Annotated in this window: 17 protein-coding genes; 14 read left to right on the top strand and 3 right to left on the bottom strand. The window is 71.6% G+C overall.

Translation table 11 applies throughout. From position 1 onward, the window contains the following. Positions 1–105: 105 nt before the first annotated feature. The 5 genes from FXO23_RS11605 to FXO23_RS11585 all read left to right on the top strand — a co-directional run bounded on the left by FXO23_RS11605 (position 106) and on the right by FXO23_RS11585 (position 6,755). Positions 106–2,874 carry a DEAD/DEAH box helicase gene (locus tag FXO23_RS11605; protein WP_158883833.1) on the top strand — a complete coding sequence of 923 codons (2,769 nt, stop codon included), beginning with the start codon at positions 106–108 and terminating at the stop codon, positions 2,872–2,874. A gap of 188 nt (positions 2,875–3,062) precedes the next feature. Beyond that, on the top strand, positions 3,063–3,803 hold the full coding sequence (locus FXO23_RS11600; protein ID WP_158884214.1) for a DUF4333 domain-containing protein: 741 nt from the start codon (positions 3,063–3,065) through the stop codon (positions 3,801–3,803). A gap of 40 nt (positions 3,804–3,843) precedes the next feature. After that, positions 3,844–5,049 (top strand): GNAT family N-acetyltransferase, encoded by a 1,206-nt coding sequence (locus FXO23_RS11595; RefSeq protein WP_158883831.1) that lies wholly within the window; start codon positions 3,844–3,846, stop codon positions 5,047–5,049. 34 nt (positions 5,050–5,083) lie between these two features. Next, positions 5,084–5,485 (top strand): DUF4333 domain-containing protein, encoded by a 402-nt coding sequence (locus FXO23_RS11590; RefSeq protein WP_158883829.1) that lies wholly within the window; start codon positions 5,084–5,086, stop codon positions 5,483–5,485. Between the two features lie 58 nt (positions 5,486–5,543). After that, positions 5,544–6,755: a GNAT family N-acetyltransferase gene (locus tag FXO23_RS11585; protein WP_158883827.1), complete on the top strand. Its 1,212-nt coding sequence runs from the start codon at positions 5,544–5,546 to the stop codon at positions 6,753–6,755. On the opposite strand, the gene FXO23_RS11580 is transcribed toward FXO23_RS11585, so the two are convergent. Next, positions 6,746–7,507 (bottom strand): TetR/AcrR family transcriptional regulator, encoded by a 762-nt coding sequence (locus FXO23_RS11580; RefSeq protein ID WP_158883825.1) that lies wholly within the window; start codon positions 7,505–7,507, stop codon positions 6,746–6,748. The two genes, FXO23_RS11585 and FXO23_RS11580, sit on opposite strands and share 10 nt — an antisense overlap. A gap of 115 nt (positions 7,508–7,622) precedes the next feature. Between FXO23_RS11580 and FXO23_RS11575 the strand changes: the two genes are divergently transcribed. From FXO23_RS11575 to FXO23_RS11555, 5 genes are all read left to right on the top strand, one after another. Then, complete coding sequence (locus tag FXO23_RS11575; protein WP_158883823.1) at positions 7,623–8,594, top strand: ATP-binding cassette domain-containing protein; 972 nt, start codon at positions 7,623–7,625, stop codon at positions 8,592–8,594. After that, positions 8,591–9,418 (top strand): ABC transporter permease, encoded by an 828-nt coding sequence (locus FXO23_RS11570; protein WP_246257149.1) that lies wholly within the window; start codon positions 8,591–8,593, stop codon positions 9,416–9,418. Before FXO23_RS11575 ends, FXO23_RS11570 begins: the two co-directional genes overlap by 4 nt. Before the next feature lie 17 nt (positions 9,419–9,435). Continuing rightward, positions 9,436–9,888, top strand: coding sequence for a nitroreductase family deazaflavin-dependent oxidoreductase (locus FXO23_RS11565; RefSeq protein ID WP_246257145.1), 453 nt, complete (start codon positions 9,436–9,438; stop codon positions 9,886–9,888). A 213-nt stretch (positions 9,889–10,101) separates the two neighbouring features. After that, complete coding sequence (locus tag FXO23_RS11560) at positions 10,102–12,642, top strand: DEAD/DEAH box helicase (RefSeq protein ID WP_246257158.1); 2,541 nt, start codon at positions 10,102–10,104, stop codon at positions 12,640–12,642. Continuing rightward, positions 12,639–13,412 (top strand): SWIM zinc finger family protein, encoded by a 774-nt coding sequence (locus FXO23_RS11555; protein WP_158883819.1) that lies wholly within the window; start codon positions 12,639–12,641, stop codon positions 13,410–13,412. Before FXO23_RS11560 ends, FXO23_RS11555 begins: the two co-directional genes overlap by 4 nt. Before the next feature lie 3 nt (positions 13,413–13,415). Here FXO23_RS11555 and FXO23_RS11550 read toward each other — a convergent pair whose 3' ends face one another. After that, positions 13,416–15,131 (bottom strand): alpha-L-fucosidase, encoded by a 1,716-nt coding sequence (locus FXO23_RS11550; protein WP_158883817.1) that lies wholly within the window; start codon positions 15,129–15,131, stop codon positions 13,416–13,418. A 119-nt stretch (positions 15,132–15,250) separates the two neighbouring features. After that, on the bottom strand, positions 15,251–16,186 hold the full coding sequence (locus tag FXO23_RS11545) for a 5'-3' exonuclease (protein ID WP_158883815.1): 936 nt from the start codon (positions 16,184–16,186) through the stop codon (positions 15,251–15,253). Between the two features lie 64 nt (positions 16,187–16,250). On the opposite strand from FXO23_RS11545, the gene FXO23_RS11540 reads away from it, so the two are divergent. The 4 genes from FXO23_RS11540 to FXO23_RS11525 all read left to right on the top strand — a co-directional run bounded on the left by FXO23_RS11540 (position 16,251) and on the right by FXO23_RS11525 (position 20,288). Then, positions 16,251–16,901 (top strand): class I SAM-dependent methyltransferase, encoded by a 651-nt coding sequence (locus tag FXO23_RS11540; RefSeq protein ID WP_218951962.1) that lies wholly within the window; start codon positions 16,251–16,253, stop codon positions 16,899–16,901. Between the two features lie 158 nt (positions 16,902–17,059). Continuing rightward, a complete protein-coding gene (locus FXO23_RS11535) occupies positions 17,060–17,590 on the top strand; it encodes a DUF5987 family protein (RefSeq protein WP_158884205.1) in 531 nt (176 codons plus the stop codon). Continuing rightward, entirely contained in the window at positions 17,587–19,206 is a 1,620-nt protein-coding gene (locus tag FXO23_RS11530; RefSeq protein ID WP_158883813.1) for an FAD-dependent oxidoreductase, read from the top strand. Before FXO23_RS11535 ends, FXO23_RS11530 begins: the two co-directional genes overlap by 4 nt. After that, entirely contained in the window at positions 19,203–20,288 is a 1,086-nt protein-coding gene (locus tag FXO23_RS11525; protein ID WP_158883811.1) for a carboxymuconolactone decarboxylase family protein, read from the top strand. Before FXO23_RS11530 ends, FXO23_RS11525 begins: the two co-directional genes overlap by 4 nt. The last annotated feature ends 66 nt before the right edge of the window (positions 20,289–20,354 follow it).

Raw genomic sequence — 20,354 nt, 5'->3', positions numbered from 1 at the left:
TATACGGCGCCGCCTTCTGCTGGCCAAGCAATACTCCGGGAACAAACCCACCGGGGAAGCGGGCACCCTCTGCGGACTACGGCGGGGGTATGAAACCCTGATCTCGTGGCCAGTCGCCCCTCTCGATCCCCGGCCGAGGCTTATGCGGTCTCGAAGCAACGCGGGAAGTACCCCCAGCTGACCAGGTTCGCCGCCGAAGTGTCGTTCGAATTCGACGACTTCCAGGTGCGAGGCTGCGAGGCGCTCGAAGACGGCCACGGCGTGCTGGTGTGCGCGCCCACCGGCGCGGGCAAGACGATCGTCGGCGAGTTCGCCGTGCACCTCGCGCTCGCCGAGGGGCGCAAGTGCTTCTACACCACGCCGATCAAGGCGCTGTCGAACCAGAAGTACACCGATCTGGCCGGGCGGTACGGCACCGACGCGGTCGGCCTGCTCACCGGCGACACCGCGATCAACGGCAACGCGCAGATCGTGGTCATGACGACCGAGGTGCTGCGCAACATGCTCTACGCCGGGTCGTCGACGATCAACGACCTCGCGTACGTGGTGATGGACGAGATCCACTACCTGGCCGACCGGTTCCGGGGCGCGGTGTGGGAAGAGGTCATCCTGCACCTGCCCGAGCACGTCCGGGTGGTGGGCCTGTCGGCCACGGTGAGCAACGCCGAGGAGTTCGGCGAATGGCTGGTCGAGGTCCGCGGAGACACCACGGTCGTGGTGGACGAGCACCGGCCGGTGCCGCTGTGGCAGCACATGCTGGTCGGCAACCGGCTGCTCGACCTGTTCGCCGGGGACAGCGGCGACGACGAGCTGCGGATGAACCCGAGCCTGCTCCGGCGGGTCGAGGAGGCCGGGCGCATGCACGCACCGGCGGCGCTGCGCGGCCCGCGCAACCGGCGGCGCGGCCAGCCGGTGCGCGCGCCGCGGTACCGGCCACCGTCCAGAGTGGACGTCACCGAGCGGCTGGACGCGGCCGGGCTGCTGCCGGCGATCGTGTTCATCTTCTCGCGCGCGGGTTGCGACGCGGCGGTCGCGCAGTGCGCGCGGGCGGGGCTGCGGCTGAACACCCCGGAGGAGGCCGAGGAGGTCCGCCGGATCGTCGTCGAGCGCACTTCCGACCTGCCCGAGGGCGATCTCGGCGTGCTCGGCTACTGGGAGTGGCGCGAGGCGCTGGAACACGGGATCGCCGGGCACCACGCGGGCCTGCTGCCCGCGTTCAAGGAGACGGTCGAGGAACTGTTCGTGCGCGGGCTGGTGAAGGTCGTGTTCGCCACCGAAACCCTCGCCCTGGGCATCAACATGCCTGCCCGCACGGTGGTCCTCGAACGCCTGGTCAAGTACAACGGCGAAGCGCACGTGGACCTCTCGCCCGGCGAGTACACCCAGCTCACCGGGCGCGCCGGGCGCCGCGGCATCGATGTCGAAGGGCACGCGGTGGTCCTCTGGCAGCCGGGGGTGGACCCGAAGCAGGTCGCCGGTCTCGCCTCCACCCGGACCTACCCGCTGCGGTCGTCGTTCCGGCCGGGCTACAACATGGCCATCAACCTGGTGGCCCAACTCGGCCCGCAGGAGGCGCGGGAACTGCTGGAGCAGTCGTTCGCCCAGTTCCAGGCGGACCGGTCGGTCGTCGGGCTCGCCCGCCGGATCGAGCGCAACCGCGAGGCGCTCAAGGGCTACGCGGAGGCGATCACCGGGGACTTCGACCAGATGCTCGAGTACGTCGAGCTGCGCAAGAAGATCTCCGACCGGGAGAAGGCCCTCTCCCGCCAGAACACCGCGGCCCGGCGGGCCAGCACCGCGGACTCGCTGGAGAAGCTGCGCAAGGGCGACGTGATCGCGGTACCGGCGGGCCGCCGGGCGGGCCTGGCGGTGGTCATCGACCCGGGCGTCGATCCGCTGCGCGAGCCGCGGCCGGTGGTGGTCACCGAGGACCGGTGGTCCGGACCGCTCTCACTGGCCGACTTCCCGTCCCCGGTCGAACCGCTGGGCCGGATCCGGCTGCCCAAGCACGTCGAGCTGCGGTCGCCGCGGACTCGCCGGGACATCGCGTCCACGCTGCGCAACACCGGGATCTCCGTGCCGCGGCGGGAGCGTCGGCGGTCCGGGGCGAACGAGGACGGCGAGCTGACCGCGCTGCGGCGGGCAATGCGCGCGCATCCGTGCCACGGGCTCGCCGAGCGGGAGGCGAACCTGCGGTGGATCGAGCGCCATCAGCGGCTCAAGGCGGAGACCGAGCAGCTGGAGCGCAAGGTCGCGACCACCACGCATTCGCTGGCCCGGGGATTCGACCGGATCTGCGCGCTGCTCGCCGAACGGGGCTACCTCGGCGAGACCTCCGGCGGGGAGGAGGAGCGGGTCACCGAGCACGGTCGCCGGCTTTCCCGGCTGTACAGCGAATCCGATCTGCTCGCCGCCGAGTGCATCCGGCACGGGGTCTGGCGGAACCTGAACCCGGCGGAGCTGGCGGCCGTGGTCTCGGCGCTGGTGTTCGAGGCGCGCCGGGATTCGGCGGGGGAGCCGCGGTTGCCCGCGGGATCGGTCACCTCCGCCTGGCAGGAGACCGTGCGGCTGTGGTCCGAGCTGGCCGAGGACGAGCGGCGGCACCGGCTCGACCGCACCCGGGAGCCGGACGCCGGATTCGCCTGGCCGGTCTACCGCTGGGCGCGGGGTGAGTCGCTGGAGAAGGTGCTCACCGCGGCCGAGACCAACGGGCAGGAGTTGTCCGCGGGCGATTTCGTGCGGTGGTCGCGCCAGGTCATCGACCTGCTGGACCAGATCCGGGACGTGCTCGGCAAGGGCGATCCGGTCGGGGCCGCCGCGTCCGACGCGGTGCGTGCCCTGCGGCGCGGAGTGGTCGCCGCGGGCGCGGCGTGAGGTCGTGATGAACGGGCCGTTCGTGGGAATGTTTCGCGCGAACGGACCTTTCGCGTGGTCGGCAGGCGGACAATCGGGCGAGACGCGCCCACCTTTACGTGTGCCGAACCGGACACTGTGGTTTGATCGCCCACAGCACAGTAGGACCTGCCTGAGTGATGGCCCGGACAGTGGCGGAGGCGAACGAGATGAGCACGCCGTACGGCGGCAACGACCCGCAGCAGTGGGGGCAGCAGCCTCAGGATGCGGGGTCGGCTCCTAACCCGAACCCGCAGTCCGGCGGGTTCCCCGCTCAGGGCGGTTACCCGCAGCAGCCCGGCTACGGTCAGCAGCCCGGGCAGCCGCAATGGGGGCAACAGCAGCCGCAGTACGGCCAGCAACCCGGCGGATACCCGCAACAGCAGCCCGGGCAGCCCCAGTGGGGTCAGCAGCAGCCGCAGTATGGCGAACAGCCGGGTTACGGCCAGCAGCAGCAATACGGTCAGCAGCCGGGCGGGGCCTACCCGCAGAGCGGGCCGCAGCAGCAGCCGCAGTACGGTCAGCAGCCCGGGCAGTTCGACTACGGCCAGCAGCCCGGATTCGGCGCGCCGCCCACCGGGCAGGAGCAGAAGAAGTCCAACAAGGGCCTGTGGATCGGCGCGATCGCGTTGATCGTCGTGGTGGCCGTGGTGTGCGTGCTCGGTTTCGTGGCACCCGGGTTCTTCGTCAAGAAGGTCTTCGATTCGAACAAGCAGGCCGAGGACGTCAAGGGCATCCTGTCCAACACCTACCAGATCCCGAACGTGGAGAGCGTGACCTGCCCGTCCGACCAGGAAGTCAAGGCGGACAACACCTTCGAATGCACCGCGAAGATCGGCGGCAAGGACCAGAAGGTCACCATCAAGGTCAAGGACTCCGACGGCAACTACGAAGTGGGCACGCCGAAGTAAACCCTTCGCACTCGGCGGTCGGCTTGGCCATGATCGCCTCATGACCGATTTCGCCGTGCGCACCATCGATCCGGAGGAGCAGCGGGCCGCGGCCGGGTTGTTCATGGAGGCGCTGCACCGCCCGGCGTCGGTGACGAACGAGGAGTGGGCGCGGCTCAAGGACGCGTTTCAGCCGGGTCGCACGCTCGCGGCGTTCGACCCGCGGATGATCGGCACCGCGCGGTCGTTCGACGCGGAGTTGACCGTACCCGGCGGGAGCACGGCACCGGCGGCCGCGGTGACCGGGGTCGGGGTGCGGGCGGATCGCACCCGGCGCGGCGTGCTGACCGAGCTGATGCGGGTCCAGCTCACCGAGCTGCGCGAGCGCGCGGTGCCGCTGGCGATCCTGTTGGCCACCGAAGGCGAGATCTACGGCCGGTACGGCTACGGGGTGGCGACGCAGGGCCGGTGGAGCACGATCGACCGGCGCCGCGCGCGGTTCCGCCCGGAAGTCCCGACCGGGGGTGAGGTCGAACTGCTCGACTCGGCCGACGCGGTGGCGCGGCTGCCGGAGATCTACGCGGCGCTCGGCGCCGGGCGTCCGGGCCGGATGACCCGGCCGGATTACTGGTGGGCCGCGTTCGAAGTGATCCAGCGCAGGGCCAATCCGCTGATGCGCTCGGTGATCCATCACGGTCCGGACGGCCCGGACGGTTTCGCGATCTACTCGGTCGAGGGCGCCGAACCCGGGAAACCCGGCGTGCTGGAGGTGAGTTCCCTGCACGCGGCCGGGGATGCCGCGTCCGCGGACCTGTGGCGGTTCCTGCTTTCGGTGGATCTCGTCGACCGGGTGCGGGTTCGGTCGCGGCCCGTGGACGAACCCCTCGAGCTGCTGTTCACCGATCCGCGGGCCTGCCGGTACGACTGGGTCAAGGACGAACTCTGGCTGCGCCTGGTGGACGTGCCCGCCGCGCTCGCCGCGCGCGAGTACTCCGGGGACGGGGTGGTGGTGCTGGACGTGGTGGATCCGTTGCTGGCGGCCAATTCCGGGCGGTACGCGGTGTCGCGGGCCGGGGTCACGCGGACGGACGCGCCCGCCGAGCTGCGGCTGGGGGTCGATACGCTGGCGATGCTCTACCTCGGCGCCTGGCGTGCTTCGGCGTTGGCCTCGGTCGGCCGGATCGAGGTGCTCGACCCGGCCGCGGCCGCGCGGGCGGATTCGCTGTTCGGTACGCGGGTGTCGTCGTGGTGCGGTACGGTTTTCTGACCTTGTTGATCAAGTTGCCCGGGGGTGTCTCGCGTTGCTTCCGCGCACCGTGACCCTGGTGGGTCTGGCGTGCCTCGGTGCGATGCTGCTCACCGCCTGCTCCGATCCGAAGAAGGAGGAGCGCCCGGCGCCCGTCCCGTCGATCTCCACCTCGTCCGCGGTGAGCGCGACGAACGAATCCATTTCGAGCACGTCGACGAGCCTGGCGCCGGTGCCGAAGGTGCTGGACTCCACCTCGGTGCAGGACGGCGTGCGGCGCGTGCTGACCGAGAGCTACCAGCTGGCCGGGGTCGAGAGCGTCACCTGCCCGCCCAACCAGCCGGTGACCGTCGGCTACGCGTTCGACTGCGCGGCGAGCGTCGGCGGCAAGGAACAGCAGGTCACCATCACGGTGAAAACCGAGCAGGGCGAATACGAAGTCGGCGTGCCGAAGTAAACCCCGGACAACAAAAAGGCCTGGGTCGTACCGGCGGGCTCCGGGCATGATCACCGCCATGACTGACATCGAGGTCCGCCCGGTGGCCGAGGGCGAACAGCGTGCCGTGCTGGGGGTGCTCAAGGCGGCGCTGCATTCGAAGCCGCCGTCGGACGAGGAATGGGAACTCGCCGGGCGGTCGTTCCCGGCCGATCGCAAGTTCGCGGTGTTCGCCGAGGGTCGGCCGGTGGGGCTGACCAGTTCCTTCGCCACCGAGATCGCCGTACCGGGCGGTGCGCTGGTGTCCCTGGCCGCGGTGGACGGGGTGGGCGTGCGCGCGGATCACACGCGGCGGGGGATCATGACCGCGTTGCTGAGCGAGCAGCTTCGCGACTGCGCCCGGCGGGGCGAGGTGTTCGCCGCGTTGCACGCGAGCGAGTCGACGATCTACGGGCGGTTCGGATACGGCGTCGCCACGCGCGGCAAGACCGTGCGGGTCTCCGGGGCGCGGTTCCGGCCGGAGGCGCCGACCGGCGGCCGGGTCCGGCTGCTCGAACCGGAGGTCGCGGTGAAGGAGATTCCCGCGCTGTACCAACGAATCGCGCCGTCGCGGCCGGGGATGATCGCGCGCCCGGAAGTCTGGTGGCCCAGTTATCACGACCGGTTGCTGGCTCCGCGCGGCGACTACCTGGTGGCCGTGCACACCGGTCCCGGCGGCGATGACGGCTTCGCGATGTACCAGCCGGTCGACCTGCGTACGTTCGAGACCCCGAATCGCGGGACCGCCCTGGAAGTGCGGGATCTGCAGGCGGCGAATCCCGTGGCGCGGGCCGGGCTGTGGCGGTTCCTCGTCGGCGTGGATCTGGTGTCCGAGGTGCGGGCGCCGATGCGGCCGGTGGACGAACCGATCGGAGCGATGCTGGTCGATCCGCGGGCGTGCGAGGTGGTGGGGCTGGCCGATCACACCTGGCTGCGGGTGCTGGACGTGCCCGCCGCGCTCGCGGCCCGGTCGTACCGGTCCGCGGATCCGATCGTGCTCGAGGTGATCGACGAGGCGCTGCCCGCGAACTCGGGCCGGTATCGGATCGGCGTGGACGGAGTGGGGCGAACCGACGAGCCGGGGCAGTTGAAGGTGACCGCCGAAGTGCTCGCGATGATCTACCTGGGGGAGTGGGCGCCGAGCGTCCTGGCCGAGGTGGGCCGGGTCGAGGTGGCCGATCCCGCGGCGCTCGAACCGGCGGATGAGCTGTTCCGCACCACGGTCCGACCGTGGTGCGGAACCTATTTCTGATCGCGGGAGCGGATGAAGACTTCGATGCCGTCCAGCACGCGTTGCAGGCCGAAGTCGAACGCCAGGTCCGGGTCGTAGATGCCGTAGGCCTCGCCCGCGGCCTGGCCCACCCGGGACGCCGTCGGGAAGCGGTCGGCGTCGAGGATCTGGCTCAGCACCGGTTCGTGCGCCGCCCACCACTGCTCGTCGGTCATCCCGGTGCGTTGTTCGGCTTCGGCGGCTTCGACCGCGCCCCGGACGGCGCCGTGCACGTAGCCCAGCACGAGGCTCAGGACGAGGTCCATCTCCACGTCGGAGAGCCCGATGCCCTCGAGCGCGCGGAGTTCGTAGTCGTACTTCGCGGTCAGGTTCGGTCCGAGCGGGGGGCGGGCGGTGGCGATGTGCAGCAACCACGGATGCCGGTGGTACAGGGCGGCGTTCTCCCGGGCGATCTGCTCGAGCTGCGCCCGCCACCCGTCCGGCACCTGGTCCGGGCGGGCCATGTCACCGTTCACCGTGTCGATCATGAGGTCGAGGAGCTCGGCCTTGCTCGGCACGTAGGTGTAGAGCGACATGGTGCTGACGCCGAGCTGCTCGGCGACGCGGCGCATGGACAGCGCGCCGATCCCGTCGGCGTCCGCGGCCGTGATCGCGGCCGCGGTGATCTCCTGCACGGTGAGCCGGGCCTTCGGGCCGCGGCTGGGCCGTTGCGCAAGTCCCCACAGCAGCTCGATGCTGCGTTTCGGATCACCGCTGCCGCTGTATTCGGTCATCTAGGTGCCACCCCGATCGTCACGCGGCCATTCTGCCGGTAACAAATTCTGTACGCCGTACGATGTCGTGCTAGAGTTACTCCGTACAGCATACAAGGTAAGGGGGAACACGGGCTTGAACACCAGAAACGCGGTGCTCGCCGAGGGGCTGCGCAAGCGGTACGGCGACACCGAAGCCGCGGCCGGGATCGACCTGGCGGTACCGGAAGGCACCGTGTGCGGCCTGCTGGGGCCGAACGGGGCGGGCAAGACGACCACGGTCCGCATCCTGGCGACCCTGCTGCGGTTCGACGGCGGCCACGCCGAGGTCGCCGGATTCGACGTGGCCCGCCAGGCGGCGCAGGTGCGGTACCGCATCGGGCTGGTCGGCCAGCACGCCGCGGTCGACGAGGTCCTCAGTGGACGGCAGAACCTGGAGATGTTCGCGCGCCTGTACCACTTGGGCACGCGGCAGGCGGGCGAGCGGGCGGACGCGCTGCTGACGCAGTTCGGCCTGGCGGACACCGGGAACAAGGCGGTCAAGGACTACTCGGGCGGGATGCGGCGGCGGCTCGATCTGGCCGCCGGGATGATCCTGGCGCCCCGCGTGCTGTTCCTCGACGAGCCGACCACCGGCCTCGATCCGCGCGGCCGGAACGAGGTGTGGGAGGCCGTGCGTTCGCTCGTGGCCGCGGGCACGACGGTCCTGCTCACCACGCAGTACCTGGACGAGGCCGATCAGCTCGCCGACCAGATCTCGGTGATCGACCGGGGACGCGTGATCGCGAACGGCACGCCGGACGAGCTCAAGTCCCGGATCGGCGGCGATCGCATCGACGTCGTGCTCCGGCACGCGGGCCAGCTCGCCGCCGCGGCCGAGGTCGTCGGCCGGGTGGCGGGCGCGGACGCCGAGGTGCGCCCGGACACCCGGGCGATCAGCGCGCCGGTGTCCGACCGGGTGACCTCGCTGACCGAGGTGGTCCGGGCATTGGACGACGGGGGAATCGCCGCGGAGGACATCGCCTTGCGCAGGCCGACCCTGGACGAGGTGTTCCTGCGGCTCACCGGGCATCCGGCCGAGCAACCGAAGGTGGAGGTGACGGTTTGACCACGGCGACCTTCGCGATACCCCGCACCCCGGGCGACCGGATCCGCTGGGCGGTGGCCGACTACTGGACGATGACGCGGCGCGGCCTGGCGCACTGGGCGCGGCAACCCGGGCAGGTGGTCTTCGGGCTGCTCTTCTCGGTGATGATCACCGTGATGTTCGCGTTCCTGCTCGGCGGCGCGATGATCGTGCCGGGCGGCGGGAACTACCGCGAGTTCCTGATGCCGGGCATGTTCGTCATGGTCACCGTGTTCGGCATCGGGGAGACCGCGACCGCGGTGCTGAACGACGCGGCCAAGGGCGTCACCGACCGGTTCCGCTCGATGCCGATGGCGCCGTCCGCGGTGGTCGTCGGCCGGTGCCTGTCGGATATGGCGCTCGCGCTGGTGAACCTCGCGGTGATGATCGGCTGTGGGCTGGCGATCGGCTGGCGGCCGAGCGGCAGCTTCGCCGAAACGCTCGCGGCGATCGGGTTGCTGGTGCTCCTGCGCTTCGCGTTCGTGTGGCTGGGCATCTTCCTCGGGTTGATCCTCAAGGGGCCGGAAGCGATGACGGTGGTGCACACCCTCGAATTCCCGCTGGGATTCCTGGCGAACGTGTTCGTCGCCACGGCCACCATGCCGAGCTGGCTGGCCACGATCGCCGAGTGGAATCCGTTGTCGTCCACGGTTTCCGCGGCCCGGGAGCTGTTCGGCAACCCCGGCGCGGGTGGTGACTCGTGGATCGCCGGGCACGCCATGCTGATGGCGGTCGTCTGGCCGTTGCTCATCTTCGCGGTCTTCTTCCCGCTCTCCGTCCGCCGCTACCAGAACCTGTCCCGCTGACCCTGGAGGTTTCCGACTTGACCCAGCCGAACAAGATCGCTCCGCCGCGCTGGCTGAAACCGATGAACAAGGTGTTCGTCGCACTGCAACGACTCGGCTTCCGGCTCGGCGGCATGTACCTGCTGACCGTGCCGGGCCGCAAGTCCGGGCAACCGCGCACGACGCCGATCTCGTTGATGAACTTCGAAGGCGGCCGGTACGTCGTGGGCGGGTTCCCCGGCGCGGACTGGGTGCGCAACGCCCGGGCGGCCGGTACCGGCACCTTGTCCTGCGGTCGCAGGGCCGAGCACGTCCGGCTCACTGAACTGTCCGAAGAGGACGCACGCCCAGTCCTGCGCGCCTTTCCGGCGGAGATCCCCACCGGAGTGTCGATGATGAAGGACGCGGGGCTGGTGCGGACCGGATCCCCGGAGGAGTTCGAAGCCCTGGCCGGTCGCTGCGCGGTCTTCCGCTTCGACCCGGTCGACTGAGTACGCCGCACGAACGCTGACGATGGGAGGACTGTGGCGTTGACGTTCGAGCCGGGAGATCCGGCTCGCCGGGGGAACCTGGTGTTCTGGGGGGAAGAAAGCCCGGCGGGGATCGGCACGGCGGGCACGGTGACCGTCACCGTCCCGGACGGCGCGGGAGTGTCCACTGTGGATCTCCCCGCCGTGCGGGTGCCGGTGGCCGAGGCGCTGACGATGCTGCTGGCGGCCAAGTCCGGCGCAGCGCGTGCGCTGGAGTTCTGGGGCGCCGCGGCGGCGGTCGCGCTGGAGCTGGTCGCCCGGGGCCGGCTGCTGCCCGGAGTCTCGCCGGGTGACTTCGACGCGTGGCGGGCCGGTCCGCTGGAGGTGGCCGACATCGAGCGGCTGCGGGAGCTGGCCGCCGCGATGCCGCCCGAATGCCGGGCGATTCCCCTGCCCGGGGCGGGTGAACCGCGGTTGCCGGAGAGCTATCCGCTGCTGCGGGCCTTCGTGGACGCGGTGGCCGACGGCGTGGTGCGCTCGAGCGCGCGCGGGACGCCGTTCGCCGGGGTGGAGCCGCGCTGGGTGCCCGAACTGCGCGAATGGTCGGAGTCGGTCGCGTATGGCCGGGACGCCGGAATGCGCCTGACGTTGCGGCTGGAGGTGCCGGACGCGGACTTCGAGAGCGCGTCCTTCCGGGCCGTGGTGCGGGTGCACAGCCTCGCCGATCCGACCGTGCACGTGGACGCCGGTGAGCTGTGGGCGAACGGCGAACACCGGCTCGGCGAGCAGGCGCGCCGGGACACCGTGCTCGCCGTCCGGCAGGCGGCGCAGACCTGGCCGCCCCTGGAACGGCTGCTCGACGCGGCGGTACCCGACGCGCTGGTGCTCGCCGACGACGAGGTGGGGGACCTGCTCGCCGGGGACGCCCGGCGGCTCGCCGACGCCGGGGTCACCGTGTCCTGGCCCGACGGCCTCGGCCACGGGCTCGGCGCGACGGCGGTGGCCCGGTCACCCGAACCGTGGCCCGCGGACGTCGAAGGGTTCTTCCGCACGGCCCCGCCCCTGCCGGTCGAGTGGCAGCTCCTGCTCGACGGCGAACCGCTCACCACGGCGGAGACGGACCTCGTCGCCAAGGCGCCGCGCCCGCTCGCGCGGCTGCGCGGGCGCTGGGTGCTCATCGCGCCGGAACTCGCGATCAAGGCGCAGGAGCGGGAAATCGGGGCGTTGCGGCCGTTCGACGCGCTCGCGGCGGTGCTGATCGGCAGCACCGAGTTCCACGGCCGCACCACCGGCATCGTGGCGGACGGGTGGCTGGGCGCGTTGCACCACCGGATCGCGGAACCCGCGGCGGGCGCGGAACCGCTGCGCCAGCCGGACGGCCTGCGCGCGACGTTGCGGGACTACCAGCTGCAGGGCCTGCGCTGGCTGGACCGGATGACCGCGCTGGGGTTCGGCGGCTGCCTCGCCGACGACATGGGGCTCGGCAAGACGATCATGCTCATCGCCCTGCACCTGTGCCGCGGATCGGGGCCCACGCTCGTGCTCTGCCCGGCGTCGCTGCTCGGCAACTGGGAACGCGAAATCCGGCGGTTCGCCCCGGGCACCCCGGTCCGGCGGTTCCACGGTCCCGGCCGCACCCTGGACGGCGTCGGGGACGGTTTCGTGCTGACCACCTACGGGACGATGCGGCTGGACGCCGACCGGCTCGCGGCCGTGCCGTGGGACCTGATCGCCGCGGACGAGGCACAGCACGTGAAGAACCGGCTGTCCGGAACGGCGAAGGCACTGCGCACCATTCCCGCCGCCGCGCGGGTCGCGCTCACCGGCACGCCCGTGGAGAACAACCTCTCCGAGCTCTGGACGATCCTGGACTGGACCACGCCCGGGCTGCTCGGCCGGATCGGCGCGTTCCGGGCCCGCTGGGCCGCCCCGGTCGAATCCGGACAGGACACCGAGACCGCGCGGCGGCTGGCCCGCCTGGTCAAACCGTTCCTGCTGCGCCGCCGCAAAACCGATCCCGGCATCGCGCCGGAACTGCCGCCGAAAACCGAAACCGACCATCCGGTGGCGCTGACCGAGGAACAGGTGACGCTGTACGAAACCGTCGTCCGGGACACCCTGGCCGAGATCCGGGGCAGCCGCGATCTGGCCCGGCGCGGCCTGATCATCAAACTGCTCACCGCCCTCAAGCAGATCTGCAACCATCCGGCGCATTTCCGCAAACAGCCCCAGGGCGTGTTGCCGGGACGGTCCGGCAAGCTCGAACTGCTCGACGAACTGCTGGACACGATCCTCGCCGAAGGCGGCGCGGTGCTGGTGTTCACCCAGTACGTCACCATGGCCCGCCTGCTGGAGCGGCACCTGCGCGACCGCGGGATCGGCGCCCAGCTGCTGCACGGGGGCACGCCGGTGGCCCAGCGGGAAGAACAGGTGCGACTGTTCCAGGAGGGGCGGGTGCCGGTGTTCCTGCTGTCGCTCAAGGCGGCCGGGACCGGACTCAACCTCACCCGGGCCGATCACGTCGTGCACTACGACCGGTGGTGGAACCCCGCGGTCGAGGAGCAGGCCACCGACCGGGCACACCGGATCGGGCAGACCCGGCCGGTCCAGGTCCACCGGCTGATCGCCGAAGGCACGCTGGAGGACCGGATCGCCGCGCTGCTGGAGTCCAAACGCGAACTCGCCGACGCGGTGCTGAGCGGCGGCGAGGCCGCGTTCACCGAACTGACCGATGCCGAACTGGCCGAGCTGGTCACCCTGAGGAGGACGCCTTGACCTACGACGAGCGGGCGCGCAGCTTCCCGGCGTTCGCGGCGCGCAAACGCGGCCGCGGGCGGTTCGCCGCGTCCTGGTGGGGCAACGCGTGGATCGAAGCGCTGGAGTCGGAATCGATGGATCTCCAGCAGCTGACCACGGGTCGCAAGTACGCCTACGCCGGACACGTCGGCCTCATCACGGTCAGCCCGGGCCGGGTCGCCGCGGCGGTGCACGACGGCGACCCGTTCACGGCGTACCACGCCGAGATGCGGTTCGCGGAGCTGAGCGCTCCCGAGTGGGAGCGGTTCCTGGACCGCGTGGCGGGGCGGGCGAGTCACGTCGCCGCGCTGCTCGACCGGGACGTGCCGCAGGACCTGGTCGAATCGGCCGACGGCGCGGGCGTGCGGCTGCTGCCCGGATTCGGGGACTTCGAACCGGAATGCGACTGCCCCGGCTGGGAACATCCGTGCAAGCACGCGGCCGCGCTGGCCTACCAGGCTTCTTGGTTGCTGGACGCGGATCCGTTCTTGCTGCTGCTGATCCGCGGGCGCGGCGAGCGGGAACTGCTCGACGAACTCGAGCGCCGGAACACCACGGCCGCCCGCGAAGGCGTCCCGGCCGCCGAGGCCTACCGCGTGCCGGTGCCGCCGCTGCCGGTCGCGCCGCCCGTGGTCGCCGCGTCCGCTGCGGAACTCCGGGTGCCGTCCGGGCCGGGGATCGACGCGGACGAACTCGCGGCACTCGCCGCCGCCGCGGCCGAACGCGCCCGGGCCTTGCTGAGCGCCTGACAACTAGGCGGGCGGGACCGTGCGGTGCACGCTGACGTGCGCCAGCCACGGTTCCGCCCGGGCCCGCGGCACCCGGATGCGCAGCTGCTGCGCGGTGACTTCCTTGGGCAGCACCAGAATGCGTTTCGCGCCGACCGTGGTGGCCTGGGCCAATCGCTGCCAGGAGCCGTGCACCAGCCCGTCCACGGTGACCTGTTCGATCCGCTGGCCACGCGTGAGGTCCTCGCCGAGGGCGATCTGGTCGAACGTCCGGCCACCGGTGTGCACCACGACGTCGGCCCTCGCCGGGCGGCGCAGCAGGTTCGGGTCCCGGTAAGTGTCCGCGATGGACTTTCCGAAGGCGGTGAGCGAGCCGAGGTCCGCGTCGGCGATCCGGCCGTCCGGGCCGGGCGGGACGTTGAGCAACAGGGTGGCGTTGCGCCCGACGCTGCGGCGGTACAGATCGACCAGCTCCGCCGCGCTCTTCGGCCGCTGGGTGGCGTGGTAGAACCAGCCGGGCCGGATCGAGACGTCCGCCTCGGCGGGCATCCATCCGATGTATCGGGTTTTCGGGTTGGTCAGCGCCGAGCGCGAGCCGAGATCGGCGGCCTCGGCGCCACCGAGATAGGTCCACTCCGCGTAGTCGGTCCGGGGATCCGCGGTCATCGCGACCGGGCTGTACTCGGTTTCCCGGGCGATGCCCTTCTCGTTGCCGACCCAGCGGACCCCGGCCGCGGACTGGAAGATCACCGCCCGCGGCGCCAGCGCGTGGATGAGGTCGTAGTAGGCGGTGAAGTCGTAGTCCTCGACCAGGCCCTCGTCCTTCCACGGATTGGCGCCGTCCAGCCAGAACTCGTCGATCGCGCCGTACTCGGTGAGCACCTCGTAGATCTGGTTGAGGAAGTACGCGTTGTAGTCGTTGACCGTGTAGTTGAAGCGGGGCAACGGTTTCCCGGCGCGGTCGTCGCCCGCGACCAGGGTGGGGATGGTCCGGGGCACGGCCGGGCCGCCGCCCGCGTACCGGGCCTGCCCGGCCGGCGGGCGGCCCTGGTCGTCGACCCGGCTCTTGGGCAGTTCGGAGCCGTCGGCGGGGGAGAGGTACACGCCGACCTTCAGCCCGGCGGCGCGGGCCGCGCGGACGTACTCGCGGAACACGTCACCCCGCGCGTTGCGGCATCCGGCGTCGCGCACCTGCCAGTAGGCGTCCGGATGATCGGCGCGGGCGGCCTCGGCGCGTTCGCGTGCCCGGTGCACGGGTTCGGGGTTCGCGCAGGCGGGATCGAGCCACCACGGGCTGGCCAGCACGGAGTGGTTGGTGTAGCGGGACGGGTAGAGCACGAAACCGTCGTGGTGCTTGACGGTCAGCATCACCTGCTGGGCACCGGCCGCGCGGTAGGCCCGCATCCACTGGTCGATGTCGAGTTCGCGCGGCGCGAACCGGGATTCCGGTTCGGTTCCCTTGCCCCATTCCAGATCGGTGAACGTGTTCATGCCGAAATGGGTGAACGCGGTGACTTCGCGGCGCTGGTACGCGAGTTGTTGCGGGGTCGGCACCACGTTCGCCGCCTTGCGCACGATCCGCGCGGGCGAGTCGCACGCTTCGATTGCGATCAGCGGCGCCGGGCGGACCGGTCCGGAACACCGCCCCGCTTGATCGGACTGCTCGGCCTGGGCGGCTCCCGGCGAGACCGTCGCCGCGACGACCAGCGCCACCGCCAGTACCCCGGTCCGCACGCGCATCGGTACCTCCTCGGCTCGCACACATCCGATGTATTCATAGCCGAGGTCTGCGTGTTCATGCACGGAACCGCTCGAGAATCACCAAATCAGAGCAATACAGATCGGAGCTCTGTTCGGGGTCAGTTTCCGGGCAGGGCGGCGAGGAGGCGTTCCACGGACTTGCCGAGGTTCCAGCGTTCGGCGAGTTCGGCCACCCGATCCGGATCGGCGGGCGCGGACGGCACGGTGTCCGGGCGGGACAGTTCGACCGGGGCGTCGGCGGCGACCGCGACCACGGTCGGGGCGACCGCGAGGTAGTCGGCCGCCTCCGCGAGCTTGGCCCGGGTCTTCGCGGGCACGGCCGGATCCTCGTTCTGCGCGGCGGCCAGCAGCCCCCGCAGCGAACCGAACTGAGTGATCAGCTTCGCCGCGGTCTTCTCGCCGATGCCCGCGACCCCGGGGAGACCGTCCGACGGGTCGCCGCGCAGCGCGGCCATATCGGCGTACCCGGGCCCGGCGGTTTCCACCGGGACGCCGTAGCGCTCGGCGATCTCGACCGGGGTGAGCACCTCCGCCTTCGCCCAGCCCTTGCCGACGTAGACGACCGAGGCCGGGGTCGGCTCGGTCCGCACCAGCTGGAACAGGTCGCGGTCACCGGTGATGACCTCGACCGGAGCGGTGCGCTCGCGCGCGGTGAGCGCGCCGATGACGTCGTCGGCCTCGTACCCCGCCGCCTCGGCCGTGGCCAGGCCGACCGCTTCCAGCAGCTCGAGGATGATCGGGACCTGCGGGGTCAGCGTGTCCGGCACCTCCTCGGCGTTCGCCTCCGCGTCGGCGACCCGGTGCGCCTTGTAGCTGGGCAGCAGGTCCACCCGGAACTGCGGGCGCCAGTCCGCGTCGAGGCAGGCCACGAGCCGGGACGGGCGGCGGTCGGTGAGGATCCGCGCGATGGTGTCGGTGAAGCCCCGGACCGCGTTCACCGGTGTGCCGTCCGGCGCGGTCATCGATTCGGGCAGCGCGAAGAACGAGCGGAAGTACAGGCTCGCGGAGTCGAGCAGGGCAAGCGGTGCGGTCACGCGGACAGCCTGCCACGTCGATCGGGTGTTGAATCGGCGACGGGCCGAAGAAGGGAGTCATCGGATGGCCTTGATCGAGAATCCGCTGTTCGCGAAGTTCTTCGCCCGGTACGGGGCGCGCAACGAGGCCCGCGGCAACGCCCGGTTGCGCGCGGAGTTGCTGGCCGGGCTGTCCGGCCGGGTCGTCGAGGTCGGCGCCGGGACCGGGCTGAACTTCCCGCACTACCCGCCGGCGGTCGCCGAACTCGTCGCGGTCGAGCCGGAACCGACCCTGCGCGCGAAGGCGGCCGAGGCCGCGACCGGCGCGCCGGCGCCGATCCGGTTGGTGGACGGGGTCGCCGACGGGCTGCCCGCCGAGGACGGTTCGGCGGACGCGGTCGTCGTGTCGGGCGTGCTGTGCTCGGTCGCCGACCCCGCGGCCGCGCTGGCCGAGTTCCGCCGGGTGCTCCGGCCCGGCGGCGAACTGCGCTTCTACGAACACGTGCGGGCCCGCGGCGCGGTGTGGGCCCGGTTCCAGGACTTCTCGGATCTGCTCTGGCCGCGCCTGATGGGCGGCTGCCACCCGAACCGGGACACGCTGTCCGCGATCCGGCGCGCCGGGTTCGAGATCGTCCGCTGCCGGGAGCTGATCTTCCCGCCGACGGCGCGGATCTCGGTGGTGGCGCCCCGCGTCCACGGCGTCGCGGTGGTGTCCTCCCCTTCCAGCGTGCGGTGAGTTCGCCCAGGTCGCCGGGTGGTGGCCTGACCGCAAACGAGAAGGTGTCGGCCGCGGGCGTCGCTTGATCTCCTGGATCTCCCAGTGACGGGGCATCTCGTGACGAGGAGGAGGAAACGCCTGTGCGACCGACCAATACCGGCGATCCGGCCGGCACCATGACGCTGGAAGCGTTCGCCGACACGATCCTCCCTGGCGAGAAGCGCTCCCCGGCGGATCGGGCGATCGCGGGTGCGGCCGAGGGACCGGGCGCGGTCGCCGCCGGCGCCCTGGAACTGCTGTACACCCCGGCGACCGGGGTGACCGCCGGGCTGGAGTTCCTCGTTCCCGCGCTGAACGAGCACGCGCGGGCCCACGCCGCCGAGCACGGCGTCGAGCTGGACGATTCGGTGCCCCCGTTCGTGGCGCTCCCGTTCGAACACCGCACCGCACTGGTGCTGGCCCTGACCTCGCCCGGTCACCCGGAGAAGGACGGCTGGGTGAGCCTCGCGCTGTTCTGCAACATGGCCTTCGACAGCGCGGCGCACCTGCACACCGCGGAGGCGATGGCGGCGGGACATCCGGGACTGCGCGCGATGGGCTTCGCCGAACCGGATCCGGACGGTCTCTGGCGTTTCCCCGGCTACACCTACCGCCGCGCGCTGGCGGATCCGCACCCGGGCACCACGGCGTCGGGCAGCCCGGCATGACGGCCGTCGAGAAGACCGACGTCCTGGTCGTCGGCAGCGGCTTCGGCGGTGCGATCGCGGCCTACCACCTGGCCGCCGGCGGCGCGCGGGTGGTGGTGCTGGAACGCGGCCCGTGGCTGGAGAGCGCGGAGTTCGAGCACGACTTCCTGCTCGGCTCCTCCTACACCCGGATCTTCGACTTCGTGGTCGGCGACGGGATGAGCATCCTCGGCGGGAACTGCGTCGGCGGCGGCAGCGTGGTCTACTTCGCCGCGATGCCCCGCGCGCCGCGGTTCGTCTTCGAGCGGCACGGTTCGATCGGGCGGCGGATGTGGCCCGCCGAACTCACCCGGGACACCCTGGACCCTTGGTACGACCGGGTTTCCGAGGCGCTGCCGGTCACCAGGCAGACCTGGGAGGACGTCTCCTACGCCGGTGGGCTTTGGGCGGCCGCTTGCCGCCACGCGGGCCGGACGGCGAATCCCACCCCGGTGGCCATCGACAACGCGCTCTGCACCAACTGCAACTGGATGATGGCCGGTTGCCGGTTCGACGCCAAGCGGACCCTGCTGACCAACTACCTTCCGGCGGCGCTCGCGCACGGCGCGCGGATCCGGCCGATGCACGAGGTGCAGCGACTGTCCAAAACGGACGACGGCTACCGGGTGCACTACGAGATCGTCGACGACGAGGACTACCGGGTGCACACCGGGAGCGGGGCGATCGACGCGAAACTGGTCGTCCTGGCGGCCGGAGCCGGCGCCACCCCGGTGATCCTGCAACGCTCCGAACCGGAACTGGGGAAGCTGCCCCGGGCGGTCGGGCGGTACTTCTCCGGCAACGGCGAGCGGTTGAACACCGCGGTGCTGAACGAGGACCGGGTGCGGGAGGTGCTCGGCCTCGACCGCGGCGACGGCCTCGCCTACGGCGCCAACCAGATCGGCAAGGGACCGACCGTCGCGTCCTGGGACCGCCTGGACGAAACGCTGCCGGAGTACTCGCGGTACTCGTTGGAGCAGCTCTACTTCCCGCCCGGGCTCGGCACGATCCTCGCGCAGGTTCCGGGCCAGGCCCAGCCCACCTGGTTCGGCGCGGCCAAGAAGGAGATGCTCAAGAGCTGGCAGTCCTGGCTGACCATCTTCCAGATGACCGAGGACGACAACGAAGGCGTGTTCGGCCCGCCCCCGGCCACCGGCAACGCGTACCGGATCTCCCAGCAGATGCTGGGGCGGGGCTCACTGCGGTACGACCCGACCCCGAACACCCTGCGCGGATGGGCCCAGGCGGACGCCGAGGTCCGGGACATCCTGGAACGCGACGGGCTGGCCACCGTGGCGCCGTGGACGAACGACGTGGTCGGCGCCTACACCGTCCACCCGCTGGCCTCCTGCCGCATCGGCGACGACCCCGCGACCTCGGCCCTGGATCCGCGCCACGAACTGCGCGGCCATCCGGGCATCTTCGTCACCGACGGTTCCGCCGTTCCGGGTGCGCTCACGGTGAACCCGGCGATGACCATCGCGGCCCTGGCCGAACGCGCCATGCCGGGGATCGTGCGGGCCGCCCGCGAACGCGGAATCGACGTCCGCTACGGCGCCCCCGCACCGGACAGCGCGGCGAGCGGAGTCGGTGGATGAGGCCGTCCTTCCTGCAGCTGGCGCTGCGCCGCGCGCTCACCCAGGTCCGGCACGTCCAGGTCGTTCCGCCGAACGCGGCGAGCGGCCTGGTCGGCGAGGTCTACGGTCAGGTGGAACGCGACTTCGGCATGCTCGCGCCACCGGTCGCCCTGCATTCCGCCGCGCCCGGGCCGCTGGTCGGGAGCTGGCTGATGCTGCGGGAAACCCTGCTGGCGGACGGAATCGCGAGCCGTGCGGCCAAGGAGGCGGTGGCCGCGGCGGTGTCGCTGGCCAATGCCTGCCCGTACTGCGTCGACGTGCACGGTTCGGTCCTGGCCGGACTGGTCACCCGCGCGGACGCCGAATCGGTTGCCGGGGACGGGATCGACTCGGTCACCGACCCCGGGCTGCGTTCGATCGCGCGGTGGGCGCGGGAAAGCGCGAGCGCCGGTACCGGCCGCCCGCCACCCGTCCCGGACGACCAGGCGCCGGAACTGACCGGGGTCGCGGTGACGTTCCACTACCTCAACCGCATGGTCGCCATCTTCCTCGGCGATTCGCCGCTGCCACCGGAAGTTCCGGCGATGGCGCGGAACTACGCACGCAGGACGGTGGGCCGGCTGCTGCTCGGGCGGGCGGACCGGTCGTTGCGGCCCGGTGGTTCGCTGGGCCTGCTGCCCGCGGCGCCGGAACCGGCCGACATCCGGGCCTGGGCGGGCGGGCACCGGGTGCTCGCCGGTGCGTTCGCCCGGACGAACGCGGCCATCGAGGAGGCGGGCCGCGACGCCGTTCCGCCCTCGGTCCGGGACCTGGTGCTCGGCGAACTGGACGAATGGACCGGTGGCGCGCCCGGGATCAGCCGGAGCTGGCTCGAACCCAGGGTGGCCGGACTGCCCGAGCGGGACCGTCCGGCGGGGCGGCTCGCCCTGCTCACCGCCCTGGCGGCCTACCAGATCGACGAACCGGTGATCGCGGAGTTCCGCCGGGACCGGCCCGGCGACGACGTCCTCCTCGGACTGACCTCGTGGGCGAGCCTGGCCGCCGCGCGCCGGGTCGGCTCCTGGCTGAGCCCGGTACGCCAGGCGCGGCAAGAACATTCGTGAAGGCATCACAGGAGAAGCAGAGTCCGGCTTCGGCGGGTGAAGCTGGCTCTGCGGCAATCAGGGCAA

The organism is Amycolatopsis anabasis (assembly GCF_009765355.1).
Taxonomy (GTDB): domain Bacteria; phylum Actinomycetota; class Actinomycetes; order Mycobacteriales; family Pseudonocardiaceae; genus Amycolatopsis; species Amycolatopsis anabasis.
The sequence above is the reverse complement of the archived record's forward strand: the minus strand, read 5'-3'. Positions and strand labels throughout refer to the sequence as shown.